This window comes from Corynebacterium sp. 1103A, from assembly GCF_055700955.1.
Window position 1 is genome coordinate 146,398 of sequence record NZ_JASTTF010000001.1, and the last position, 25,309, is coordinate 171,706.

Sequence of the window (25,309 nt, forward strand, 5' to 3'; positions counted from 1 at the left end):
GCGCGTCTTTCTCCCTTTTCCTAGCTGCCCAGGCGGATTACCGAGTTGACGGCCAGCACGTCCGGCAGGGCCCCCAGCTGGTCCACGATGTCGGCCAGCAGCTGCTCCTGGGCGGAGTGCGTGACGATGACCAGGCGGGCCTCGTCGTCGCCGTCCTCCTGGCGGACGGTGCGCAGGGAGACGTTGTTGGTCGAGAAGACGTTGGCGATTTCGGCCAGCACGCCGATCCGGTCGTTGACCGTCATGTCGATGTGGTAGCGGGTGCGCACCTCGCCGAAGGAGGCGATCGGCAGGTTGGCATAGGTGTTCTCGCCCGGGGCGCGGCCGCCGTGGATGATGTTGCGGGCCGCGCCGACCACGTCGCCCAGCACGGCGGAGGCGGTCGGGTTACCGCCGGCGCCGTTGCCGTAGAACATCAGCGAACCGGCCGCCTCGGCCTCGACGAAGATGGCGTTGTAGGACTCGCTGACCGAGGTCAGCGGGTGCGACTTCGCCACGAGGGTGGGGTGCACACGCGCGTTCACGGATTCCTTGCCTTCCTTATCGGTGATCCGCTCGCAGATAGCCAGCAGCTTGATGGAATAGCCGGCCTGCCCGGCGGCCTCGATGTCCTCGGCGGTGATGTTGGTGATCCCCTCGCAGTGGACGTCCTCGAACTTCACGCGGGTATGGAAGCCCAGCGAGGCCATGATGGCGGCCTTGGAGGCGGCGTCGTGGCCCTCGACGTCGGCGGTCGGATCGGCCTCGGCATAGCCCAGGCGGGTCGCCTCCGCCAGCGCCTCCTCGTAGGACGCACCCGTAGATTCCATCGCGTCCAGGATGTAGTTGGTCGTGCCGTTGACGATGCCGGAGATACGCTGGATTTGGTCCCCAGCCAGGGAGCGGCGCAGCATGCCGACCACCGGGATGGCGGCGGCGACGGCGGCCTCGAAGTAGAGATCGACGTTGGAGGCATCGGCGGCCTCGGCCAGCTCGTCGGCGTGGGCGGCGACCAGCGCCTTGTTGGCGGTGACCACGGACTTGCCGGCGCGCAGGGCGGCCAAAACCAGCTCGCGCGGGTAGTCGATGCCGCCGATGACCTCCACGACCAGGTCGATGTCGTCGCGGGCGACGAGCGCGCGGGCATCGTCGGTCAGAAGCTCTTGGGGAACGCCCGGGCGCGGCTTCTTGCCCACGTTGGACACAGCCACACCGCGAATCTCGGCCGGGCCGCCGATGCGGTGCGCAAAGGCGTCGGCGTTCTCCCCGAGCAGTCGGAAGACCTCCGCGCCCACGGTGCCGAATCCCAGCAGCGCAATTCCGACGGTCTCGCCCTCGCCCTTAGCCGTGCGGATAGTTCCCTGCGTGGTGGCTGCCATCTTCGAAGCTCTCCTCAATCTATGCGGTCGTTTAACGTACGCGGCCTATCATACAGAACGAGCTGTCTATTTTGAGGCCCAACGGAACCACTCCTCCGGTGCCTAACCCCCGCCGACCGCGCGTGCGCTGGTCTAATGGCCAGCACAGCGGAGAATAATAATCCCGCCCGGGCGCCACTGAGGCGCCCGGGCGGGGGTAACTAGTCGACTTCTAACGAGAGTAAATCGGCTAAGGTCTCGCGCCGCAGCATGGGCTTTACCTGCCCCGCGCGCACGGCGACCACCGCGGGCCTCACCGCGCCGTTGTAGCGCGAGGACATCATGTACTGGTAGGCGCCGCTGGCCGCCGTCGCCACAATGTCGCCGCTGGTGATGTCCTCCGGCAGGTCCCGCTCGTCGACCAGGATGTCGCCGGATTCGCAATGGAAACCCACCACGCGGGAAGGTACCTCGGCGCCGTCGGTGTAGCGGCCCATGACCCGCAGGTCGTACTCGGAGCCGTACATGGCCGGGCGGATGTTATCGCTCATGCCGCCGTCGACGGAGAGGTAGCGCCGCAGCGGCAGCTCCTGTTTGCCGGTCTCCACGTCCTTGACCGTTCCCACGGAGTAGACCGCGATGGCGGATCCGGCCACCAGCGCGCGGCCCGGCTCGACCAGGACGAAGGGCGGGGTAATCCCCAGCGCGTCCGCCGTGGTGCCGACCGCGGTGAGCAGATCGTGGGCCACAGCCCGCACGTCCAGGGCCTCTTCGTAGGGCATGTACGGGATGCCGAAGCCGCCGCCCAGGTCCAGCTCCGGCAACGTGACGCCCAGCTCGGTATGGATGCGCGAGTACAGCGCCATGACGCGCTCGGCTGCCAGCTTGAAGCCCTCGGCGTTGAAGACCTGGGAACCGACGTGGCAGTGCAGGCCGACCAGCTCGAGGTTATCGGCGGCCAGGCAGGCGCGGGCGGCATCGAAAGCCGCGCCGGTGGCCAGCGAGATGCCGAATTTCTGATCCTCGTGGGAGGTGGCGATGAACTCGTGGGTGTGGGCGTCCACACCCGGCTTCACTCGCACCATCACCTTCTGGACGCGCCCCAACTCGCCGGCGATCCGGTTGAGCATCTCCAGCTCGTCGGTGTTGTCGAGCACCACGTGGCCCACCCCGTGTTCCACGCAGTCGCGCAGGTAGCCCGGGCCCTTGTTGTTGCCATGGGCGGTCATGCGCGCGGCCGGGAAGTTGCCGGCCAGGGCGATGAGCAGCTCGTTGTGGGAGGCCACGTCCAGGCACAGGCCCTCCTCGTTGACCCACTGCACGATCTTCTTGCAGATGAAGGCCTTGGAGGCGTAGTGGACGTGGGCGGGCCCGCCGAAGGCGGCTGCCATGTCCCGGCAGCGGGAGCGGAAGTCATCCTCGTCGAAGACGTAGAGCGGCGGGCCGTACTCTTCCACCAGGTCAGGCACGGGGACCCCGGCGACGGTGACCACGCCGTCTTCCTCGCGCTGGGCGTTGCGGGGCCACACATGCGACGGCAGATCGTTGAAATCGGTCATTACATCCGCTCCGGGGCGGTCACGCCCACCATGGTCAGGGCGTTGGCCAGGGTGGTGCGGGCGGCATCGGCAAGCGCGAAGCGGGCCGAGTACACCGGCTGGGCCTCCTCGCCGGCCTTGGGCAGGACCTGGCACTGATCATAGAAGCGGTGGAAACTGGCGGCCAGCTCCTCGGCGTAGCGGGCGATGCGGTGTGGCTCGCGCAGCTGCGCGGCCTCGGCCACCACGGCGGGAAACTCGCCCAGGGTGCGGATGAGGTCGCCCTCGCGGTCGTGGGTCAGAAGGGACAGGTCCGCGCCGTCGGCGGTCACGCCCGCCTCGGCCGCCTTGCGTGCTAGGGAGCACAGTCGCGCGTGCCCGTACTGCACGTAGTAGACCGGGTTATCGGAGGACTGGGACTGCCAAAGACCCAGGTCGATGTCAATGGACTGGTCCACGGACGAGCGCACCAGCGAGTAACGGGCGGCGTCCACGCCGATGGCGGCCACCAGGTCCTCCAGCGTGATGACGGTGCCCGCGCGCTTGGACATGCGCACCGGCTTGCCGTCGCGCAGCAGGTTGACCATCTGGCCGATGAGGACCTCGACCGCGTCAGCGTCATAGCCCAGGGCCGCGGCGGCGGCCTTCAGCCGCGGCACGTAGCCGTGGTGATCGGCGCCGAGCATGTAGATGTTTAGGGTATGGCCGCGGTCGAATTTGTCCGCGACGTAGGCGATATCGCCGGCGATGTAGGCGGCGTTGCCGTCGGACTTAACGACCACGCGGTCCTTGGAGTCTCCGTAGTCGGTGGATTTCAGCCACCAGGCGTTATCCGCCTCGTAGAGCTCGCCTTGGGCCTTGAGCTGGTCCAGGGCGCGCTCGACCGCGCCGGACTCGAACAGTGAGTTCTCGTGGAAGTAGACGTCGAAGTCCACGCCGAATTCGTGCAGGGACTGCTTGATCTGGGCGAACATCATGTCCACGCCGTCGGCGCGGAAGGCTTCTTGCACCTGCTCCGGGGAGCCGTCTAGGGCGGACGGGTTCTTCTCCAGCACCGCGCTGGCGATGTCCTGGATATAGGCCCCGCCGTAGCCGTCCTCCGGGGTGGGCTCGCCCTGGGCGGCCGCCACCAGGGAGCGGGCGAAGCGGTCGATCTGGCCACCGTGGTCGTTGAAGTAGTACTCGCGGGTGACTTCCGCGCCGCTGGCCTCCAGCACGCGGCCCAGGGAGTCACCGACGGCCGCCCACCGGGTGCCCCCGAGGTGGATGGGCCCGGTCGGGTTCGCGGAGACGAACTCCAGGTTGATCTTCTGCCCGGCAAAGGTGGTGTTCTTGCCGAAGTCGGAACCGGCCTCGCGGATCTTGCCCACCACGTCGCCTTGGGCGGCGGCGGCCAGGCGGATGTTCAAAAAGCCAGGGCCAGCGACGTCGGTCTCCGCGATCGCGTCCTGCTCGTCCAACGCGACGGCCAGCCAGGTGGCCAGCTCGCGCGGCTGGGCGCCCGCCTTCTTAGCGACCTGCAGCGCCAGGTTGGTCGCGTAATCGCCGTGTTCCGGGTTGCGCGGGCGCTCCACGGTCACGGTCTCGGGGATAACGGAGATATCCAGGTCGTGTTCCGCCAACACGTCGGTTGCGGTGTCCTTAATCAGTTGTGCCAGTTCTGCCGGAGTCATAACCCTAAACTCTATCGAATATCCCGTTTGACTACCGCACTAACCCCGCTGGTGCATGAGATACCCCATAAGCAGATCGAAATGGTCTGCCAACGCACAGGTCCGCGCTATGCTTTTCTTAACTCAGTGTGAGTTTCTAAGTCGGTTTATCCCCGACTAACCACAATGAGGACCGTGTACTACCTGCTGCGCCCCGAATAGTCGGGGCCTCCCTATCTGGAGAATTCGAGGACGCATCTTGTTTGAGATCAACACCTCAGCGATCGGGGACAGCCTCGGGCTCACCGCGCTCGTGGCCACCCTGCCGCTCATCGCCTTTTTCATTATGTTGCTGGGCTTCAAGGCCCGTGCCCACACCTCCGGCGCGGTCGCACTGCTAACTTCCCTAGTGATCGCCATCGTGGGCTTCGCGATGCCTATCGACATGGCCCTCTCGTCCGCCGTCCGCGGCGGCCTCTTCGGCCTGCTGCCCATCGTCTGGGTCATCATCACCGCTATTTGGTTCTACGAAATCACCGTCGCCTCCGGCCGGTTTGAGGATCTACGCAAGACGTTCGACCTACTCGGCGACGGCGATATCCGCATCCAGGCCATCCTCATCGCCTTCTGCTTCGGCGGCCTGCTGGAGGCCCTGGCCGGATTCGGCGCCCCGGTGGCCATTACCGCCACCATGATCATGGCGCTCGGCGTCAAGCCGCTGCGCGCTGCGACCGTGGTCCTTATCGCTAACACCGCGCCCGTGGCCTTCGGCGCCGTAGGCATCCCGGTGACCACCGCCGGCGAGGTCGGCGGCCGTACCCTGGAGCAGACCCACGACATCGCCGCGCTGATTTCGCTGCAGGTGCTGGTCATCGCCGCCATCGTGCCCTTCCTCATCGCGTTCATCCTGGACGGGGTGCGCGGCGTGAAGGAGACCGCCCCGGCGGCCGCCGTCATCGGCATTTCCTTCGCGGTGGCCCAGTGGCTCGCCGCGACCTTCTTCGCCTACCAGCTGACCAACGTCATCGCCTGCATTGTCTCCCTGGGCTGCGCCTTCGCCTTCCTGCGCGTCTGGAAGCCCAAGGGCGTTGCCGCCCTGCGCGAGCGCATGGAGCTGCCCGCCCAGGACGGCACCAGCGATCTCACCGGCCGCCGCATCTGGATGGCCCTGCTGCCCTACGCCGTAGTCACCGCGGTCTTCGCCGTGGCAACCACCATCCCGGCCCTGTTCGGCTTCTGGGTCTTCAAGACCGGCTGGCCCTTCCTGGACGGGACGATCGTGGACGCGACCGGCAACGTCTTGGACACCAGCTTTAGCTTCAACGTCTTCGGCAACCCCGGTACGCTGCTGCTAATTTCCGGCATCATCGTCACGATCATCTACCACTTCTTCAACGAGAACGGCCGCTACAAGCTGAGCTTCGGCCAGCCGGTGAAGGCTTTCGGGGACGTCGTTTCCCGTATGAAGTTCTCCGCCCTGACCATCATCTTAGTCCTGGCGCTGGCCTACACCATGAACTACTCCGGCCAGACCATCACCATTGGTGAGTTTGTCTCCTCGGCCGGCGGCATCTTCGCACTGTTCTCCCCGGTGCTCGGCTGGATCGGTACCGCCGTGACCGGCTCGGACACCTCAGCCAACGCCCTGTTCGCCAACCTGCAGGTCGCCGCCGCCGAGCGCATCCACGTCAACCCGGACCTGATGCTGGCCGCCAACACCTCCGGCGGCGTAGTCGGCAAGATGATCTCCCCGCAGTCGCTGGCGATTGCGGCCACCGCCGTCAAGATGGAGGGCAAGGAGTCCGTCATCCTCAAGAACGTGGTGGCCTATTCGCTGGCCTTCCTGGCCGTCGTGTGCGTCATCGTCTTCCTGATGACCAACGTTCTCGGCTTCCTGGTGCCCTAACCAGTCCCGAGGGCTAGTTCCCTAAGGCTTTCCTTAGACACCCCTGATAACCCCGGATACCCCAAACCCGCCCGAGCCGGAAAACCCGCGCCCAGCGCGCGGGGCAGGCGCATGACCTGCGGACCATTTTCGCAACATTAATGTTTCGAAATATCCGCAGGTCATCGTTATTTTTGGGGGTGATTAAATACGGGATTCGCGCTAATATTTACTTCATACCCCCGTGAATTTTCTAGGAGCCTCACTTTCCGAGAGTCCCCTTAAGATCCCGCTAAACCAAGGAGCCTAATCGATGCGAATAGCTTTGTTTTCCACGTGCATTGGCGACGCCCTTTTTCCGGACGCTCACAAAGCCACTGCCCTCATCCTTTCCCGCTTGGGCCACGAGGTGGTCTTCCCAGAGGAACAGACCTGCTGCGGGCAGATGCACGTCAACACCGGTTACCAGGAAGAAACGCTGGGCATGATCCGCACCTACGCGGACGCCTTCGCCGATCCTTCCATCGACTACGTGGTCTCCGCCTCCGGATCCTGCGTGGGCGCGGTGCGCGAGCAGCACGTCAAGATCGCCGACCGCTTCGGCAGCAAGGCCGACGTGGACGGCGCCAAGAAGGCCGCCGACAAGACCTACGACCTGCCGGAGTTCCTCGTCGACATCGCCCAGACCACCCAGCTGGGCGCCTTCTTCCCGCACCGGGTGACCTACCACTCTTCCTGCCACGGCCTGCGCTTTTTGAAGCTGGCGGACCGCCCCTACCAGCTGCTCAAGAACGTCGAGGGCATGGAGCTGGTCCCGCTGGAAAAAGCAGAGGAATGCTGCGGCTTCGGCGGCACCTTCTCGCTGAAGAACCCCGAGGTCTCCCAGGCCATGGTCACGGACAAGACCCGCCACATCAAGGACACCCGCGCCGAGTACGTCACCGGCGGCGACTCCTCCTGCCTGATGAACATCGCCGGCGCCCTCTCGCGCCAGCAGGCCGGCATCCGCGCCGTGCACATGGCGGAGATCCTCGCCTCGACCAAGGAACACCCCTGGACGCCGAAGTCCGCAGCTTACTCGAAGGAGAAGATGCTCTAATGGCTGTTTTCACCGACACTACCCCGCCCCGTGCCCCCGAAAACTACGGCAACCTGCGCGGCGACCGCGGCTTCGTCGCCGCCGCTCACGACGGCCTGAACAACGCCACTCAGCGCCGCAACCTGGAGCATGCCACCACCACCATCCGCAACAAGCGCGCCCACGCCGTGGAGGAAACCCCGGACTGGGAGCAGCTGCGCTCGGCCGGCTCCGCACTCAAGGAGGACGTCGCCGCCCGCATGCCGGAGCTGCTGGAGCAGTTCGAAGAGGCAGTGACTGCCCGCGGCGGCATCGTCCACTGGGCCCGCGACGCCAAGGAAGCCAACGAGATCATCACGCAGCTCATCGAGGACACGGGTGAGACCGACGTGGTCAAGGTCAAGTCCATGGCCACCCAGGAGATCGGCCTGAACGAGCACCTCGAAGAGGCCGGCATCGGCGCCCGCGAGACCGACCTGGCCGAGCTCATCGTCCAGCTGGGCGAGGACAAGCCCTCCCACATCCTGGTCCCGGCCATCCACCGCAACCGCGCCGAAATCCGCGACATCTTCGTCCGGCAGATGCCGAACACGGACGAGTCCCTACAGGCCAACCCGCCGGAGCTGGCCGAGGCCTCCCGCAAGTTCCTACGCGAGCAGTTCATGAAGGCCAAGGTGGCCATCTCCGGCGCGAACTTCGGCGTGGCCGAAAACGGCGTTATCAACATCGTCGAGTCCGAGGGCAACGGCCGCATGTGCGTGACCCTGCCGGAGACCCTGATTACGGTCATGGGCATCGAGAAGCTCGTACCGACCTTCCAGGACCTCGAGGTCTTCCTCCAGCTGCTGCCGCGCTCCTCCACCGCCGAGCGCATGAACCCGTACACCTCGATGTGGACGGGCGTTACCGAGGGCGACGGCCCGCAGAACTTCCACCTTGTCCTGCTGGACAACGGTCGCACCGCCGCCCTGTCGAACCCAGTGGGCTCCCAGGCGCTCAAGTGCATCCGCTGCTCGGCCTGCCTGAACGTCTGCCCAGTCTACGAGCGCGCCGGCGGCCACGCCTACGGCTCGGTCTACCCGGGCCCCATCGGGATCTCCCTGACCCCGCAGCTGACCGGCATGAAGGACCACCACGACCCGTCGGCCTCTCTGCCGTACGCCTGCTCCCTGTGCGGGCGCTGCGACGAGGTCTGCCCGGTCAAGATCCCGCTGTCCCAGGTCATCCTGGAAAACCGCTACCAGAAGGTCACCCACGCCACCCCGCCGGTCGAGTCCAAGCTCTTCGACCTGGTGGAGTTCGTCTGGGCCAAGCCGAAGGTCTGGAACACGCTGACCCGCCTGGTCGCCTTCGGCCGCGTGCTGGGCGGCTTCAACGGCACCATCGACAGCCTGCCGCTGTTCATGTCCGGCTGGTCGGAAGGCCGCGACACCGCCGTGCCGCCGAAGAAGTCCTTCCGCCAGTGGTTCGAATCCGACGAGGCCCGCGACCTGCTCGCACAGGCCCGCGAGGAGGGCCTGCCCGCCGCCGCTGTCCAGTCCCCGGACCAGGGCTCTGAGAAGGAGAAGTAAGTCATGACCCGTACCGCTGAACAATCCCGCGCAGCCAAGAAGGAAATCCTGTCCCGCATCCGCTCCGCGCAGAAGTCCGCGGGACTGGCCGACCACGTGGACGTCCCGCGCGATTACCAGCGCGACCGTGAGGTCGCCCCGGATGAGCTGCGCGACCTGCTGGTGGACCGCCTGGTGGACTACAAGGCCGACGTGCACGTCACCGACGCCGCGGAGCTGCCGGCCACCCTGGCGAAGATCCTGGTGGACAAGGACTGCCACGACATCCGCTACGCGCCGGGCATGGACACTGAGCTTTTCGCCCAGTTCGACGGGGAGGCCAAGCCGGACTCCAACGACGTCAACCCGCGCACGCTCAACGAGGTCGACGCCGTCGTAACGGAATCCCACGTCACTGCCGCCCAGACCGGCACGATCTCCCTCGAGGCCGGTGAGACCAACGGCCGCCGCGCGCTGACCCTGGTCCCGGACCGCCACGTGTGCATCGTCCGCCAGGAAAACATCGTCTACGGCGTGCCGGAGATGGTCTCCCGCATGAACCCGGAGCACCCGGCAACCTGGATTTCGGGCCCCTCGGCGACCTCCGATATCGAGCTCTCCCGCGTGGAGGGTGTGCACGGGCCGCGGGACCTGATCGTCGTCATCGTGAAGTAGCGCTTAGCAGCCCCTGTGGGGCCGGCGGTGCCAAAGTTGTCAGTTGTGGCGACCTAGGGCACCCGCCGGCCCCCCTTTTTGTTGAGCAAACGTGCGGCCCGGGGGAGGCGGCGATAGTGTAAAAACACTCAAACCCCACGGTTTCCGTTATTTTCTATTTTCATTTTCTTTACTGACTCAGTTCCTAGGAGGATCAGGTGCTACGACCTTCTCAGAATCGCCCGGCCCGGGCCGCTGTCTCCGTCCTGGCAGCGCTCGGGGTGGCCTGCAGCCTCGCCGCCGGCCCGGCGGTAGCCCACGAGCCCCAGAACGCCGCCCCGCAGATCCAGTGGGAGGACTGCCCCGAGCAGGTCACCGAGGACAACGCCGAGTGCGGCCGCATTGAGGTCCCCACGTACTATGACAACCCGTCGGCCGGCACCATCAGCGTCGGCTTCCTGCGCGTGCCGGCCGCCAACCCGCAGGCCAAGCGCGGCGTGCTCTTCGGCAACCCGGGCGGACCGGGCGGGGACGGCTACTCCTACTTCGGCAGTGAGCAGTTCGCCTGGCCCGAGGGCGTCGTCAACGAGTGGGACCGCGTAGCGGTCCAACCGCGCGGCCTGCCCGGCTCCACCCCAGTGGAGTGCACCCAGCCGGGCGGCAACGACTTCGACGCCGCCACCCGCGCCGGCGCCTATATCCGCAACTCTTGCGAGAAGTCCACGCCCGGCTACACCAACTCGCTGACCACCGAAAACACCGCCCGCGACTGGGAAATGGTGCGCCAGGCCCTGGACGAGGACCGGATTTCCATCATGGGGCTTAGCTACGGGACCTTGCTGGGCTCTACCTACGCCTCCTTCTACCCGCAGCACACCGACAAGGTCGTGCTGGACTCGGCCATGAGCCCCGCCCGCGCGTGGAACGGCACCCTGGCCGACCAGCAGGCCGGCTACGAGAACGCGCTGCACGATTTCTTCGACTACGTCGCGGCTAACGATGCCACCTACCACCTGGGCACCACTCCCCTCAAGGCCTACGAGGCGTGGTCGCGCAAGGTAGCCCGCGAAGCCGGCGTGCGCCCGACGGTGCTGCCGCCGGACGCGAAGATCGGCGACCTACCCCCGGGGCTGGAGTTTTCCAGCCAGCCGGCGGCCAACATCATGACCGCGACCAGTGAGCTGCGCGTCCAGGCCGAGTTCCTGGGCGACAAGATCCGCAACCCGCAGGCCTCCCAGACCAACTCGAATACCCTGATGCTCACCCGCCTACTCGTGCCTTCGGCGGTCAGCTGGGAGGCGCTGGCTAAGCACATCGCCGGCATCGAGGACCTGGGCGGGCCCCAGGATCCGGAGCAGGCCCGCAAGGCGCTCGAGGCGCAAACCCAAGCCCAGGCCATGCAGAACCTCATCCTGTGCAACGAGAACTCCTTGCCAGCCAACCCGGGCCTAGTCCCGTCGTATGTGTGGTCGACCTATGTCACCCAGGACCCGTTCACGATGTTCAATTCCCTGTACGGGGCGGGGATCGCCTGCAATGGCCGCGGCCCGGTGACCTCCGTCCCAGCGCTGAGCGGCGCCGAGCTCGAGCACCGCCCGCTGCAGATCAACGCCACCGGCGACCCGCAGACCCCGTACCAGTTTCACGCCGATATGGCCCGCCAGATGGGCTCCCACGTCGTGACCGTCCATGGCCCGGGCCACGGCCACGTCGCGTCCGGCAACGCGGCTGTCGACGAGATCGTGGTGGACTATCTGCGCACCGGAACCAGCGACGTTAACGAAGTACCGGGGCTGATTTAACACTGACTGGCCCGATGGGTTAGAATTTTATCATTGTCGTTCCAAGAGACGGCAATGGTGAATATGTCTCCGTAGCTCAGCGGATTAGAGCATCGGTTTCCGGTACCGAAGGTCGCAGGTTCGATCCCTGTCGGGGACACCACAAAGAGAGCCCGCACCCAGCAAGAAGCTCTGGGTGCGGGCCCTTTTGTTGCGGCTAGTCGTCGTCGCGCGGGGTAGGCCGCCACATGGCGATCTCCGGCGGATCGGCCAGCATATCGCCGGCGACCTCGATCGGGCCGAGCTCCGCGAAGCCCAGCGAACGGTACAGAGCCGCGGACTTCGGCGTGGATGCCTCCAGGTAGACCGGGGCATCGCCGGCGCGGCGCAGGCCGTGCTTGAGCATCGTCGAGCCAATCCCCTTGCCCTGGACGCGGGAGCTCACCGCGATGGCAAAGAGGTACCAATGGGCGAACCCCGGGTGGGCGTTGGCGGTGCGCGCCTCCCGCCGGGCCACGAACGGCACCGCGCGGCGAAACAGGTTGATGTACTTCGGCAGCAGCGCCATGAACTTGGGCGTCGACATCTGCTTATTCGGCCGTGCCCACAGGCCCACGCCGACGATTTCGCCGTCGTCAATGGCCAGGTCGACCTCCCCTTTGGGGAAATAGTGGCCGTAGACCTGGATTTCATAAATAGCGCGGGCAAAATCCACGTTGTTGTGCTGGCCGCCGGTGTGCGCCATGATGGAGCGCACCGCGCGGTCCTGGGCGAAGGTGTGGGCGAGCACCTCGATGGCAGCGGGAAGCTCGTCCTCGCGCGCGGGCCGAATCTCTACGTCTGCTGACTTGTTATTCATAGCTTCCAATCTAACACCGCGCAGACAAAACGCTCCCCGACCACCGTGGTCAGGGAGCGTGCAGAAACTAAAGCGGGATTAGAAGAGATCCATGGGGCCCGGCTCCAGGGCGAGCATCCCAGTCATCAGCAGTCCCATCACGACGACCATGATGATGCCCATCGGGATCCATTCCAGGATGACCTTGCCGACGCCGTCACCGCGGTCGCGAGCTTCTGCCTCGCTCTTTTCCTGCTCCAAACGAGAAGTCATTACTTTGCTTCCTTTCGACTCCACTGGCCGTGACCGGCCCGATTCAACCGCTATCTTAGCAGTATCTACGTACTAGTTTCGACTCCGCCCTGCTGGCAGCTACACCCCTATAGGCTAGGCTTCGGGGTCGATGCCTTCCTCAAGGGCAGCGACGAATTCCTCCCGCGCGTTAAACAGCGCCTCGACGTCTGCCTCCGCGCCGGCGATCCACAGGCCCGTCGCCGCGTCGAAGGTCAGGGCCTTATCGGGGTGCGCCTCAAGCAGCTTTTCCATGATCTCAGCCTGCTCGGCGGTCGGCTCCCCGTCCGGGAAGTGTTCCGGATCGCCCAGGGCGGCGGATTCTTCCGGAAAGGCGGTGAGGTGGTACTGCTCGTATTGCTTGTGCGGTTGCTCGAACAACTCTTGGCCCATCATGGCCCTTACTCTACCTTCTCGCCCAGGCGGGCATCGGGGACGAAGCCGGGTTGGCCGGGGATGTTGTCCACGGCGAGCACGCCCTCGCAAAAACGCCGCAGCCCCGCGCGGTCCGCGTCCGATAAATGATCAAAGACCAGGCGGCGGACGGATTCCACGTGGGCCGGAGCGGCGCGCTCCAGGCGGCGGCGCCCCTCGTTGGTGAGCTCGATGAGCACTCCGCGGGCATCGCCAGCGCACTTGCCCTTGGTGACCAGGCCGCGCTTCAGCATCCGGTTGACCTGGTGGGAGGCGCGGGAGCGGTCCCAACCCAGGTTCTTGCACAGGTCGCGCAGCCGCAGCGCCTGGCCGTCGGCCTCGGAGAGCGGAACCAGGATGGAGAAATCCGCGAGGGAGAGGTCGCTGCCGTAGAGCAGGGAATCCTCCATGCCGCGGTCGATCTTCCGCATGGAGTCGAGGAGCATTCGCCAGAGGTCCTGCTCGTCATCGTCAAGCCAACGCGTTTGCTTATTCATAGACTCAACGTACCCTATCCCACGTGCTAGTTAACAGCTCGCTACCGCGGCTTCCCCGGGGCCTTCTCCGGCCACCTCCGCCGCCACCCGCCCCACAAGGCCGGCCTCCCGGGGCGTGAGCTCGTCGAAAACCGTGCGCTGCAGCTGCGCGGTATAGGCCGGCACGGCGCGCCCCAGCTCCTCCTTTCCGGCCTCCGTCATCCGGGCCCGCACCGCCCGCCGGTCGCTCCCATCGGTCGACTTGCTGACCAGGCCGCGCCGCGACATCCGGCTAATCTGGCGCGAGACCCGAGCGTGTGCCCAGCCGAGGACCTCGCTCAGATCCTTCAGGCGCAGCGTGTACCCGGGCGCTTGGGACAGCGCCGCCAAAAGGTGGAACTCAGTCTGGGTGAGCGTGCCGCAGGATTCCAGCGCCTGGTCAAGCTTCGCCTCAACCTGCTGGGCCGCGGAGTTTAAAAGCTCCCACAGGCGCTCCTGCTCCGGGCTTAGCCAGCCGGAGAAGACAGTCTGCCGCGAAGCTGCCTCCGACTGGTCCTGCCCGGGCTGCGTCATTGACCTAGTCCGCCCGCTTGAGATCTTCGATGTCCAGGGCCACCCTTCCTGGCACGCGCGAGTAGCGCTGCGGCATGCAGGTCAGCACGATGACCTGGGAGCGCTTGCCTACCTCGCTAAACAGCGTGGACATTAGCCGGATGCGCTCGGAGTCGGTCGAGCCCAGCGCGTCGTCGATGACCACCGGCACCGGCCTAGCACCGCCCTCTTCCCCACCGCCGGCGGACTCCTCCACCAGCTCCGCGATGGCAAACCGGGTCAGGATAGCTAGCTGCTCCCGGGCGCCGCCGGACAGTTCGTTCAGGTTGACGGTGACGTCGTCCTGGGTGCGCTGGGTAACCTCGAGGTTTTCGTTCAGCTGGAATTCGACTTCGCCGCCGTAGACCCGGCGGGCTAGCCGGCCCAGGCGGTCGGCGAACGGCGCCGAGTACTTGCGGCGGGCCTCTTCGCGGTGGCGCAGCAGCACCGCGCGCAGGTACTTCACAGCCTGCGCGCGCCGGTCCAGGGAGTCGTAACGGTCGCGGGCGTTCTCGACCTCGGCTTGGGCCTTCTCCGCGCGCTCGGCACTACCTTGGTCCCGCTCGATATATCCGGTGAGCGTGGCGATGGTCCGGTCGGCTTGCGACCAGGCGTCCTCCAGCGACTTCAGGTGCGCCTGCGCGCCCGCGTGCAGCTGCTCCGCGCGTTCCGGGTCCGCCGCGTCCAAGGCCGCCCGCGCCTGCTCCCGCGCGTCGTGGGCCGCCGTCAGCCGTTCGGAGACCACGGCAAGCGCCTGGTCCAGCTCGTCGTCGCTGCGGCGCTCGCGTGCCCGGGCCAGGGACTGCTCGGCTCGGGCGACGGCGTCGCGCAGGCTTTCCACCGTGACCTGGTGGCGCATGAGCGTCTCCGAGAGGTTAAGCTCTTCCTCGCGCGCTACCGCCGCGGCGGCGTCCTCTTGCGCCTTCTGGGCCTTCTCCTCCGCTTCCTCGGCGGCAGCCAGCGCGGCCGCGGCGGTGGCGGCATCCACCAGGTCCGCGGTGTCCACGTCCGTCAGGGCTTCGCTCAGCGCGCGGTGCTCGGCTCGCAGCTGCTCCACGTCTTCGCCGGCGGCCAGCGTGTCCATCTCGTGACGCAGCCGCTCGGCCGCACGGTCTTGCTCGGCCTGGTGCTCGCGCAGCGCGCGGGCCGCCTCCACGCTGTCGCAGCCTAGCGCCTCCAGTAGGTTCGCAAGCCGGCGCTGCGCGTGCTCGTATTCCTCCCGCGCTGAACGCGCGGCATTCCCCTGCTGCCCGGCGACAAACCGGGCCCGCAGGGCGCCGATGACCAGCTCCGTGCCGTCCTCGACGGGAACCTCGAGCTCCTGGGCCCCGGCCGCCACGGTCTGCGACTGACCGTCGACGGTAATCTCCGTGTCCGCGCCGGACTCGGAGCGGAAAAACAGCTTCGCCTGCGCGGCCTCCTGCAAGCGCCGGTGCAGCTGGACGTCCTGGGACAACTGCTCCACGTCAGCCAGTTCCGCCTCTGTCACGGCGTGGCCGCGCGCGGCGATGTCTTGGCGCAGCGCGTCCAGCTGCTCAGCAACCCCATCGATTCGGCCCAACTGCTTGCCCAGCTGGGCCAGCCGCTCGCTGTCTACCACCTGTTTGTGCTCGGCAGCGGCGTCCTTGCGCTGCTGACGCGCCTCGGCCAGCGCCTTGGCATACTTCGCCGACTGCTCCCGGGCGGTCTTGAGGCGTTCGTCGGCAGCCGCGGCCTGCTCGGCCACCGGGGCGAGTTCTTCCTGCGCCGCGGCGAGCTGCTTGTGGTTGCTCTCAATCTCCTCGATCAGCTCCTGGCGGCCGCGCAGATCCTCCTGGGCTCGCTCCTCGGCCTCCTGGGCCTGGTTGAAGTCCTGTTCCCGGGCCGCGAAGGCGTCCTGGGCCTGGTGAGCCGCGTTCAGCTCCGCGGTGCGTTGCTCCAGCTCCGCACGGGCCGGGTCCTGTTCTTGGGCGGCCTGCTCGCGCTGGTCGACCGCCCGCTCGTAGTCACGGACGTAGCCTTCCAGCTCCGCGAGCTCCTTGCCCGCCTGCTCGGCCGCGTCCTGGGCGGCCGATAGCTCGGTGGCCGCGCGCTTGTACTCGCCGGTCGGGTCGCCTTTTTTTTGTTGAAATACCGCTGGTATTCCTCCTCAACCTTGTCCATGAGGCCGGAATCCTGCCCCTCCCCAAGGACCTGGCTGCCGGAGCTTTGCTCCAGGGCGTTGCGCAGCGAGGGGATGCCGACGGCCTCGACCGCCGCGCCGAGATCGTCCTGCTTGAGGAACAGGGCTTTCACGAGATCCTGGTCTAGGTGCTCGTCCAGAATCTCTTCGAGGCGCTTATCGGCGGCGCGGCCGGTGTGGTTTTCCGGGCGCGGCGCGAAGACGGTCAGCTCCGCGGCCTTCTTGCTAAACCACCGCTTGAAGATCCGGAAGCGGTACGGCCCCACGGTCGCCTCCAAGGTGATTGCGGGCGAGACGTCCTTGCCCACCGGGCGCAGGACGCCCACCGTCTTCATTGCCTCGGAGCTGTGCGCCAGTTTAAGGACCACGTCGATGGCCTCGACCAGGGTAGATTTGCCGGCCTCATTGTCGCCGTGGATGACCACCACGCCGTGGTCGGGCAGGTCTTCCAGCTTGAGGTGTTCAATGGCGCGCACATTGCGCAGCTCGAGAGAATGAATCCGCATTACTTAGCCCCTTTCCGCGCGCCCGGCGAGGAAAGCCGGAACAACAAATTCGCCGCGTCCCGGGCCACCGGGTCCGCGTCCATGTCCGCAATGATTTCTTCCAGCGCCCCGGCCGCATAGCCGCTCAAGTCCAGGTCCGCGAGCTCGTCCTCCGACGGGGCGAGGTGCAGGTCCATGGTCCGGCCGCGTTCGCGCAAATCGGCGAAGACCGGCTCTAGGGCCTCCAACTGGTGCTGCAGGCGCTGGGTGTCGTGGATGCCCAGGGTCCCCTGCAGGCCGTACTTGATGACGGTGCGGTCCTTGTGCGGGTAGGCCTTCAATTTCTCGATGAAGTGGTCCACGTCCTGGCTGGTGGTCAGCTCGGCACTGAGGGCCTCAAAGCGCCACTCGCCCAGCTGGTGCTGCTCCACCGTCACCGAGGCATTGCCCGCAGCAGTCTTCTCGATGGTCACGGCCAAGGCCTTGCCGGAGTTGTTCTCGCCGGCGTCGTTGTCCACCTCGTGGAAAGCGGTAGTCTCCGGCGCCCCGGAAAACCACACCGCCCCGGTGCTGCCCAGCGGCATGGCCGAGTGGGTGTCCCCCAGCGCGAGATAGTCGATGGCCCCGGCGTGGATCTTGTCCTCGACTAGGCTTAAGTCGATCAGCTCTGCGTCATCTTCTGACGTGCGGGATTCGACCTGCCCGTGGCCGACGGCCACGCGGATCGTCTCGATGGGCTCCAGCGGCTCGAGGGCGGCCGCCACCAGGTCATGGTTGGAGCGCTTCGACAGGTACGGGGCGCCGACCAGCTCGACGCCGTCCGCGACTGGGGTGGGCTCCGAGTCCCCAATGACGTGGATCCCCTCAGCCTGGGTGCGGAAGAAGATGGAGTCCGCCACCAGCGGGTCGTGGTTGCCGGGCAGCAGGTAGACCGGAACATTCAGGTGGGCAAGCGCCTCCCGGGCGCGCCCGGTGGTCTGGGGCGAGAGCGAGTTGTGTTCGAAGACGTCACCGGCCACCACGATGAAGTCCGCGCCTACCTCAGCGGCGAGCTCGCCCAATTTGTCAATGCTGGCCAGCCGGGCCGCGTTGAAACGCGCCTGGCCGTCGCTGCCTAAGAAGCCACGCTCCATCCCGATCTGCAGATCGGAGGTGTGGATGAACGTCGTTGAAGTCATACCCCATGTCTAACACAGCCACCGGACACACGCCCGAAGCTACTATCGAACACCCGTTTAAAGAAGCTAGCGGGTGGTCAGGTGGTGGTACATGTCCTCGATATCGGAGATCGAGCGCAGCAAATCCACGTTGGTGTGCGAGACCGCCCGCATGGCCTTGCGCAGTAGATCCGGGTCGGAATCCTCCAGTGCCGGTGCGACCTTGGGCCGCGGCAGGTCCGGCAGCTGTCGCCCCTTCCAGAACAGGTCGTTGCGCTCGTCGTTGGTCAAGCCGGCATCGTTAGCCAAGGCATCCTGGGACGCGGCCTGCGACTCCTCCAAGACCGCTTGCTCCAGGGTCAGGAAATTCAGGCCGCGGAAGGCAAAGACCACCGACGCGTCGGCGTCGATACGGCTGGCCAGGCGATCTGCCACGGCCACCACGTGCTTGCAGACCGGGGTGGAATCCGGGCAGGAGCAGCTCAGCCGCAGGTCGTCGGCCGTGGGGGCGAAGAGCAGGTCGAGGACCTCTTCGCTTAAGTGGCCCTCGTGGGCGTTGCGCAGGGCGTTCGGGGTGCGCGCCAGCAGCTCGTTGATGCGCGCTAGGTCGTCGTTGGAGCGGTACGGCAGCTGCATCAGGACCGTGAAGGGCTCGTTTTGGGAGCCGGCGACGCGGCCGTGGATGGCGCCGTTGCGCACGTCGAGGCCCACCACGTGCCCGGCGCGCGCGTACTGGCGCCCGCGGGTGAGCCGGCCGTCGTCGGTGGCCTTGCTGATGACGGACCAGACGCGCTGGGCGGCCGGGGAGAGCACAGGCCCGGTAGCCCCGCTGCGGGTTACCTTGTTGGTCTCCTCTGCCGTGGTCACGCGCTTGCGGGTGCCGAAGTTGGCGTAGATGACGTTGTCTTTAGACACGCTCATGTCCTCGTCCTCCTACTCTCTGCCCCGGTAGCTCATCAGGGAAGCCAGCTGCTCCGGATCCAGCTCGGTGAGCCAGCCTTCGCCCTCGCCGACCACGGAGCCGGCCAGGGTGGTCTTGCCATCCAGGATATCCTGGATGCTCTCCTCCAAGGTGCCGGCGGTGATCATCTTGTAGACTTGGACGTTTTTGCGCTGGCCGATGCGGAAGGCGCGGTCGGTGGCCTGGTTTTCCACCGCGGGGTTCCACCAGCGGTCCATGTGCACCACCACGCTGGCGGCGGTCAAGTTCAGGCCCGTGCCGCCCGCCTTGAGCGACAGGATCATCGCCGGCGGGCCATCCGGGTCCTGGAAGTCCTCGACCATCTGATCGCGTTTGTTCTTGATGACCCCGCCGTGCAGGAACGGGATTTCCCGCCCCAGCTGCTCGCTCAGGTAGGGCTTCAAGATATCGCCGAAGGCGCGGTACTGGGTGAAGACCAGCAGGCGCTCGCCGGCCTGGATTGATTCGTCGACAATCCGCATGAGCTCGGCGACCTTCCCGGAGCGGTGCTTGCCCTTGATGGTCACCGGCGAGCCGTCGCCTAGGAAGTGGGCCGGATGGTTGCAGATCTGCTTGATGCGGGTCAGCGAGGACAGCACCAGCCCGCGGCGGGCCATACCCTGGCGCTGTTCGAGCTGGACCTGGACGTCGTCCACGAAGGCCTTGTAGAGGGAGGCCTGCTCGGTGGTCATGGACACAGTGAGGATCTGCTCGGACTTCTCCGGCAGGTCGTCGATGATCTTCGGGTCCGTCTTCAGCCGGCGCATGATAAACGGCGCGGTGAGCAGGCGCAGGCGCTCGGTCATGGTGGGGTCCTGCTCCCGCTCGATGGCTTTAGCGAAGTGGTTCCGGAAAAAGCTGGTCGAGCCCAGGATGCCGGGGTTGCAGAAGTCGAGGATGGAGCGCATCTCCGACAGGCGGTTTTCCACCGGCGTGCCGGTCAGCGCAATGCGGTGGCGCGACGGCAGGGAGCGCACTGCCCGGGAGCTGCGGGTCGCGGAGTTTTTAATCGCCTGCGCCTCGTCGAGGACCACGCGGTCCCACTCGACCAGGCCGAGCTGCTTGAAGTCGCGGCCAAGGGTGCCGTAGGAGGTGATGACCAGGTCGGCATCGGCAGCCGCGGTCAGCAGCTCCTTATCCTTCAGGCGGCCGGATCCGTGCTGGACCAGGACGGTGAAATCCGGGACGAAACGCGCGGCCTCGCGCGCCCAGTTGCCCACGACGGACGTCGGCGCGACCACCAGGGTGGGGCCGAGCTCCTTGCCGTCCGTGCGGGCCTTTTCCTTTTCGACCGCCAGCAGGGTCAGCAACTGGAGGGTCTTGCCCAGGCCCATGTCATCGGCCAGCACGGCGCCGATATTGTTCTGCGACATCCAGTACAGCCAGTCGACGCCGCGGCGCTGGTATTCGCGCAGCTCCGCATGCACGGCGTCCGGCACCGCGACGCGCTGCGGGGCGATGGTGTCCATGCCTCCCAACAGGCCGTTGAACCACTTCGAGCCGGTGAATTCGATCGGCTCGTTGGCCATGGATTCCAGGGCTAGCTGGCGCAGCTCGGCGAGGGTGACCTCGCCGAATTCGTCCGTGTCCTTGTCCGCTTGGTTGAACTCGGCGAGCTGGCGCTCTACGTCCGCGACCAGCTGCTCCCAGCCCGGCGTTTCCAGCAGGCGGGCGCGCTCGGCCTCCTTGGCGGCCGCCTCCAGCTGTTTCTTCCGGCGCTTGTAGGCCGTTTGGTTGAGCTTGTCCATGTAGTCGGTAATGCGGCTGAGCGCCTGCGTGTCCGCCATGACCCACTCGCCGCGTAGACGGATAAGCCCCGACTTGGAGTTGACCAGCTCCTCCATTTCTTGTTCGCTCAGCTGCACGTCGCCGACGGAGATGTGCCAGTCGTATTCGACCAGCTTCTCCAGGCCCACCTGCGACTTGGTGGCCGCAACCGCGGGGTCCGTGACCTCGCGGGTTTCCAGCTGGGCCTTGGTTTCCGCCTGCGCCCAGGCCTTGGGCAGCATCACCGTGAAGCCGGCGGCCTTGAGTGCGGAGACGTCGCTGCCGATGAACTGCACCAGCGCGTCCGTGCTCAGGTAGACGTCCCAGTCCCCGGCGTTGTCGTACCAGCGGGGTGCGGGCTGCGAGGAGCTGGGGTTGAGCGCGGGGGCAATGCCGATGGCCCGGCGCTGCGAGTCGCGCAGCTTCTCCACCGAGCGGGCGTCGAGCTGATCGACGCGGATGGGCTGCGGCGAGTCCGTGCCGGAGCGGACCCGCAGGCGCATTGGCCAAACCGCCTGGGAAGGCTCCAGTAAGGTCTCTTCTTCGCCGGGTTCCTCGACGATGATGACCAGCTGCAGGTCGACCGAGGCGATCGAGTCCTTCCACTCATTCAAGCCCCGCAGCAGCTGCGCCCGGCCGCGCTTAATGGGCGAGGTGGTCAGCATGGCCTGCGCGAAATCGTGCCAGGCGTACGGGCGCGGCGTGTGCAGCAGGTCTTTGAGCTCCATGAAGGCGATCCAGTGGGTGAGCTCATCGATGAGGTCGTCCGACAGGGACCGGTTATTGATGGTCAAAATCCCCGGGGCCGCGGCGACCATCTCCGCCAGCCAGCCGCGCTCCCCCAGCCCGGCGGCCAGCTGCCACATGGGGAACCACTCGCCCGCCTGGTAGGACAGGCGGATGGTCACGCGTCCCGCGCGTACGAACTTGGCCAGCCCGCGGTAGGCCCGGATGAGCCAATAGAGATCTGGGGCGATAGAGGCGCGTTGTTCGGCGGTCGCCGCCGGTGTCCGCTCGTCCAAGAAGGATAACTGGGACAGCGCCACGATGGCGTCCTGCGGCCCGAACATGGCCATCGGCGCCATGAGCGAGACGTCCTTACCCTTCGGCGTGCGCAGCGAGACCCGGGCGCGGTTGCGGAAAGACTTCTTGGAAAGCAGGCTCTCGACGGCTTCTGGAAAGGTCCCTTCCGGCACGGAGGCGGGCGTAACGATCTTGTGCCCCTCCACCTGTTCGACCCACAGGCTAAACCCAGACACAGGCAGCCACAGGCCGTGCAGAAGGTATCCAGACATGCCGAATAGTCTAACACCGATGGCCGACACGCGGCCTTTTCCGCCAGCCACACTGTTTGGGGGCGTTGGCCTGCCGCCCCCACTCAGATGCCCACTTAGGCCACTGGCCAGCACAGATGCCTACCCTCCTTTGAGGGGAGGAAAGGGGGCGTTTACCGCGCAAACGACGGTGGGACGCGCACCACCTGCGATTGTTACCGTCTCGTTATAAACGGTGGTGAACCTCCTCATTGCTTCATAAAACCCTTCCGCGCACCTGTGAGGGGGAGTTTCATAGCTTGGGCAGTTCTGTGACTCTCGTTACCCTTGTTATGTTCCGCAGGTCATACTCCCACGGCACCACCTGGGAAAAAGACTCTGTAGGCAACCGTTCTTTCCCGCCCTGGGCCGCTTGAGCTTTATCGCACCCGGGTGGCGCACTGTTTTACACATCAAGTACTGCAAGGAGCCTTCGTGGATACCTCAACCTGGTATGTCATCGCGATCATCATTTATATCTTCGCGATGCTCGCCATCGGTTACTGGAGCTACAAGCAAACCGATCAATACGACGATTACGTTCTGGGCGGGCGCGGGCTACACCCCTTCGTAGCGGCCCTGTCCGCGGGCGCCTCCGACATGTCCGGCTGGCTGCTCATGGGCCTGCCCGGCGCCCTCTTCCTCACCGGTATGTCCGAGGTCTGGATGGCCATCGGCCTGACCTGTGGCGCCTGGGCTAACTGGAAGTGGGTCGCCCCGCGTCTGCGTGCCTATTCGGAGGTGGCCGGAAACTCCATCACGGTCCCGTCCTTCTTCGAAAACCGCCTGCGCGACAAGTCCCGCCTGCTGCGCGTTATCGCCGCGCTGATCATCATCTTCTTCTTCACTTTCTACGTCTCCTCCGGCATGGTCTCCGGCGGCCGCTACTTCGAGTCCACCTTCGGCGGCGACTACCTGACCGGCATGCTGATTATCGCCGCGGTCACCGTCGCCTACACCTTCATCGGCGGCTTCCTCGCAGTGTCCTACACCGACGTCGTCCAGGGCCTTTTGATGTTCTGCTCGCTCATCATCGTGCCCGTCATGGCGATCATCTCCCTGGACAACCCGTCCGATATCTTCTCCTTCGCGGCGGAGAACCCGTACGCCACCAACGGCGTGCTGGAGAACCCGAACTACTTTTCCCTGGTCTCCGGCGTGACCGCAGGCGTCATCATCGGCAACGTCGCCTGGGGCCTAGGCTACTTCGGCCAGCCGCACATCATCGTTCGCTTCATGGCGTTGCGCAAGCCCTCCGATGCCCGCCAGGGCCGGTTCTACGGCGTGACCTGGATGGCTCTGTCCGTCCTCGGCGCCATTTTCGTGGCCCTGTCCGCCACGGTCTTTTTCACCCAGAACGACTACTCCATCACCGACCAGGAGAACTTTGAGACCGTCTTCCTGGACATGGCCCAGGTCATGTTCCACCCGCTGCCGGCCGGCTTGGTACTGACCGCGGTGCTGGCCGCCATCATGTCCACCATGTCCTCCCAGCTGCTGGTGGTCTCCACCTCGCTCATCGAGGACCTGTGGAAGATCTTCTCCAAGAAGTCGCCCTCCCAGGGCCTGCTGATCAACCTCTCGCGGACCGCCGTCGTCGCCGTCGCGGTGGTTGCCGCCCTGCTGGCCATCAACCCGTCGGATTCCATCCTGGGTCTGGTCGGTTTCGCCTGGGCCGGCTTCGGCACCGCCTTCGGTCCTCTGGTGCTTTTGTCCCTGTACTGGAGGCGTCTGAACGCCACCGGCGCCATCGCCGGCATGGTCGTCGGCGCGCTGACCACCATCATCTGGGGCAACATTCCGGCGCTGACCGAGACGCTCTACGAGATCGTCCCGGGCTTCGCCCTCTCGCTCATCGTGACCGTCGTGGTCTCCCTGGCGACCAAGCAGCCGCCGAAGGAAGTCCAGGATGAGTTCGACCAGGCAGAAAACCTCGCCAAGATCGTCTCCAAGAACGAGAACGTCGCCTTCGAGGATGCCGCCCAGCAGGTCAAGGACTAGTTCCGGCTAGCCCGCTCGGTGCCTTCCCAAACAAAAGAAAATCCCGCTTTCCCCGCCGCGTTCGTGCGCGGTCAGGAAAGCGGGATTTTTGCTTGCCGACGTCCCCTTTAAAACTTAGAGGAACATCAGGATGGCAATGACAACCCACAACAGGTTGAAGATGCCGCTGAACATGGCCATCTGCTTCTTATCCTTGGCGAAATCGGTGGTGCCCTCACCGGCCAGGGCGGCCATAGCCTTCTTCTGGCGCGGGATGATCAGGAAAAACAGTAGCGCCCAGGCGATAATCGCCAGCACAATGGACGCGTGGAACTGGCCCTGAGTGCCGTAGGTGGACATATCCATCAGGAAGACGGCGATACCCAAAATCGGCACGATCGCGGAGATATAGCCGTAGGAATTGGTGATGTTGTGCAGGGTGCGGGTGGCACCGAGGGCCTTGTCGTCGCCCTCGGCGGCATTCAGCATCTGCGGGCCGAACTGCGACGTCGCCACGGTAACTGGGCCCAACAGCAAGATCGCGGCGATCACATGCGCGGCGATGAACAAAGAAGTCATAAAAGTTGCTCCAGAACCTTTCTCACGGGTTTTGCGACGGCTAAGGGAAAGCGCCGCTCATAGGAAAACTGCCGTGCGTGGGACACGGCTTCCGCAGTTAACCCTATCGTTAAACCGGATCAAATGGTCAACCGGCACTGCGCCCGCATGACCTGAAGGTCCCGCCGCGGCAGGGGCAGGCCGTATTCCGCGGCGACAGCCGCCAGCCGGCGCACGTACCAGCAACGCTGCCCCGCCGCCGGGGGCAGCCACCGGGCCGGCAGATCGTCGGACTTGTCGCGATTAGCCTCGTCCCGGGTCACCACCAGGTTGAGCGGATCGTTGGCAAAGTCCTGCCGCCGCTGCGCCGACCAGGTGTGCGCGCCCAGGTCCCACGCGGCAGACAGCGGGAAGACGTGGTCGACCTCCACCGGGATATCCCCGCGGCGCAGGGGCACCTCGGTGTCGGCATAAGGATCGTGGAGACTGCCCCGGCTGATGTCACAGGCGCCGCTGCGGCGCAGCTGCGAGGTCTGCTCCAGGATGGCGACCTCCCGGGTGGTGCACGCCGACCGCGGGGCCGCAGCCCACCCGGAACCGAAGGCCTCGCGCTCGTAGCCCAGCACGCGCTGGCGCTGTTCGATCGCCTCCACCCGTGCCAGGCTAGCGCTAAGCTCGGGCAGCCCGTCGGGCGCCGCGGGCTTAACAAACGGGGCGACTTGCGCGAAGAGGTAAACCAGAGTGCACAGACAAAGGAACCACAGGAAACGTTGGCGCATGCCTTTATAGACTGCGCCGGGCTTCCTGTGGTTCCCTGGCTGGCTGTGGAGCTCTCCTGTTAG

The 25,309-nt window shown here is 65.8% G+C and carries 21 protein-coding genes and 1 tRNA gene; 7 read left to right on the forward strand and 15 right to left on the reverse strand.

From position 1 onward, the window contains the following. Positions 1-20 precede the first annotated feature (20 nt). The 3 genes from QQS52_RS00675 to argS form a co-directional block, all read right to left on the reverse strand. Complete coding sequence (locus tag QQS52_RS00675; RefSeq protein ID WP_472772110.1) at positions 21-1,358, reverse strand: homoserine dehydrogenase; 1,338 nt, start codon at positions 1,356-1,358, stop codon at positions 21-23. 200 nt (positions 1,359-1,558) lie between these two features. Then, positions 1,559-2,896 (reverse strand): diaminopimelate decarboxylase, encoded by a 1,338-nt coding sequence (lysA, locus tag QQS52_RS00680; protein WP_472772111.1) that lies wholly within the window; start codon positions 2,894-2,896, stop codon positions 1,559-1,561. Continuing rightward, positions 2,896-4,548 carry an arginine--tRNA ligase gene (gene argS, locus QQS52_RS00685; protein WP_472772112.1) on the reverse strand — a complete coding sequence of 551 codons (1,653 nt, stop codon included), beginning with the start codon at positions 4,546-4,548 and terminating at the stop codon, positions 2,896-2,898. Before argS ends, lysA begins: the two co-directional genes overlap by 1 nt. A 238-nt stretch (positions 4,549-4,786) precedes the next feature. Between argS and QQS52_RS00690 the strand changes: the two genes are divergently transcribed. The 6 genes from QQS52_RS00690 to QQS52_RS00715 all read left to right on the forward strand — a co-directional run bounded on the left by QQS52_RS00690 (position 4,787) and on the right by QQS52_RS00715 (position 11,638). After that, positions 4,787-6,433: an L-lactate permease gene (locus tag QQS52_RS00690; protein WP_472772113.1), complete on the forward strand. Its 1,647-nt coding sequence runs from the start codon at positions 4,787-4,789 to the stop codon at positions 6,431-6,433. Between the two features lie 292 nt (positions 6,434-6,725). Beyond that, positions 6,726-7,511 (forward strand): (Fe-S)-binding protein, encoded by a 786-nt coding sequence (locus QQS52_RS00695; protein ID WP_472772114.1) that lies wholly within the window; start codon positions 6,726-6,728, stop codon positions 7,509-7,511. Then, on the forward strand, positions 7,511-9,061 hold the full coding sequence (locus QQS52_RS00700) for a lactate utilization protein B (RefSeq protein WP_472772115.1): 1,551 nt from the start codon (positions 7,511-7,513) through the stop codon (positions 9,059-9,061). The genes QQS52_RS00695 and QQS52_RS00700 overlap by 1 nt, the downstream gene beginning before the upstream one ends. 3 nt (positions 9,062-9,064) lie before the next feature. Continuing rightward, on the forward strand, positions 9,065-9,715 hold the full coding sequence (locus QQS52_RS00705) for a LutC/YkgG family protein (protein ID WP_070769383.1): 651 nt from the start codon (positions 9,065-9,067) through the stop codon (positions 9,713-9,715). A 197-nt stretch (positions 9,716-9,912) separates the two neighbouring features. After that, complete coding sequence (locus QQS52_RS00710) at positions 9,913-11,496, forward strand: alpha/beta hydrolase (protein WP_472772116.1); 1,584 nt, start codon at positions 9,913-9,915, stop codon at positions 11,494-11,496. Positions 11,497-11,561: 65 nt separating this feature from the next. After that, a tRNA-Arg gene (locus QQS52_RS00715) sits at positions 11,562-11,638 on the forward strand. A gap of 54 nt (positions 11,639-11,692) precedes the next feature. Here QQS52_RS00715 and QQS52_RS00720 read toward each other — a convergent pair. The 10 genes from QQS52_RS00720 to QQS52_RS00765 form a co-directional block, all read right to left on the reverse strand. Continuing rightward, positions 11,693-12,334, reverse strand: coding sequence for a GNAT family N-acetyltransferase (locus QQS52_RS00720; RefSeq protein WP_472772117.1), 642 nt, complete (start codon positions 12,332-12,334; stop codon positions 11,693-11,695). A gap of 78 nt (positions 12,335-12,412) precedes the next feature. Beyond that, the gene (locus tag QQS52_RS00725; RefSeq protein WP_472772118.1) at positions 12,413-12,586 is read right to left on the reverse strand and encodes a hypothetical protein; all 174 of its coding nucleotides are present in this window, start codon (positions 12,584-12,586) and stop codon (positions 12,413-12,415) included. A gap of 114 nt (positions 12,587-12,700) precedes the next feature. After that, on the reverse strand, positions 12,701-13,000 hold the full coding sequence (locus tag QQS52_RS00730; RefSeq protein ID WP_070769386.1) for a molecular chaperone GrpE: 300 nt from the start codon (positions 12,998-13,000) through the stop codon (positions 12,701-12,703). A gap of 5 nt (positions 13,001-13,005) precedes the next feature. Then, on the reverse strand, positions 13,006-13,515 hold the full coding sequence (locus QQS52_RS00735) for a MarR family winged helix-turn-helix transcriptional regulator (protein WP_472772119.1): 510 nt from the start codon (positions 13,513-13,515) through the stop codon (positions 13,006-13,008). A gap of 30 nt (positions 13,516-13,545) precedes the next feature. After that, positions 13,546-14,067 (reverse strand): MarR family winged helix-turn-helix transcriptional regulator, encoded by a 522-nt coding sequence (locus QQS52_RS00740; protein ID WP_472772120.1) that lies wholly within the window; start codon positions 14,065-14,067, stop codon positions 13,546-13,548. Between the two features lie 4 nt (positions 14,068-14,071). Beyond that, a complete protein-coding gene (locus QQS52_RS00745; RefSeq protein WP_472772121.1) occupies positions 14,072-15,811 on the reverse strand; it encodes an ATP-binding protein in 1,740 nt (579 codons plus the stop codon). A 170-nt stretch (positions 15,812-15,981) separates the two neighbouring features. Next, a complete protein-coding gene (locus QQS52_RS00750) occupies positions 15,982-16,752 on the reverse strand; it encodes an AAA family ATPase (RefSeq protein WP_472772122.1) in 771 nt (256 codons plus the stop codon). Further along, positions 16,752-17,909 (reverse strand): metallophosphoesterase family protein, encoded by a 1,158-nt coding sequence (locus QQS52_RS00755; RefSeq protein ID WP_472772123.1) that lies wholly within the window; start codon positions 17,907-17,909, stop codon positions 16,752-16,754. The genes QQS52_RS00750 and QQS52_RS00755 overlap by 1 nt, the downstream gene beginning before the upstream one ends. Before the next feature lie 66 nt (positions 17,910-17,975). Further along, positions 17,976-18,809 (reverse strand): SWIM zinc finger family protein, encoded by an 834-nt coding sequence (locus QQS52_RS00760; RefSeq protein ID WP_472772124.1) that lies wholly within the window; start codon positions 18,807-18,809, stop codon positions 17,976-17,978. A gap of 12 nt (positions 18,810-18,821) precedes the next feature. Then, positions 18,822-21,911 carry a DEAD/DEAH box helicase gene (locus tag QQS52_RS00765; RefSeq protein ID WP_472772125.1) on the reverse strand — a complete coding sequence of 1,030 codons (3,090 nt, stop codon included), beginning with the start codon at positions 21,909-21,911 and terminating at the stop codon, positions 18,822-18,824. Between the two features lie 453 nt (positions 21,912-22,364). On the opposite strand from QQS52_RS00765, the gene putP reads away from it, so the two are divergent. After that, positions 22,365-23,930 (forward strand): sodium/proline symporter PutP, encoded by a 1,566-nt coding sequence (gene putP / locus QQS52_RS00770; protein ID WP_472772126.1) that lies wholly within the window; start codon positions 22,365-22,367, stop codon positions 23,928-23,930. 114 nt (positions 23,931-24,044) lie between these two features. Here the strand turns inward: putP and QQS52_RS00775 are convergent, their stop codons facing one another. Together QQS52_RS00775 and QQS52_RS00780 are read right to left on the reverse strand one after the other, a co-directional pair. Next, positions 24,045-24,488: a DUF2269 domain-containing protein gene (locus QQS52_RS00775; RefSeq protein ID WP_472772127.1), complete on the reverse strand. Its 444-nt coding sequence runs from the start codon at positions 24,486-24,488 to the stop codon at positions 24,045-24,047. Positions 24,489-24,607: 119 nt separating this feature from the next. Further along, positions 24,608-25,246 (reverse strand): HNH endonuclease family protein, encoded by a 639-nt coding sequence (locus tag QQS52_RS00780; protein WP_472772128.1) that lies wholly within the window; start codon positions 25,244-25,246, stop codon positions 24,608-24,610. Positions 25,247-25,309 lie beyond the last annotated feature (63 nt).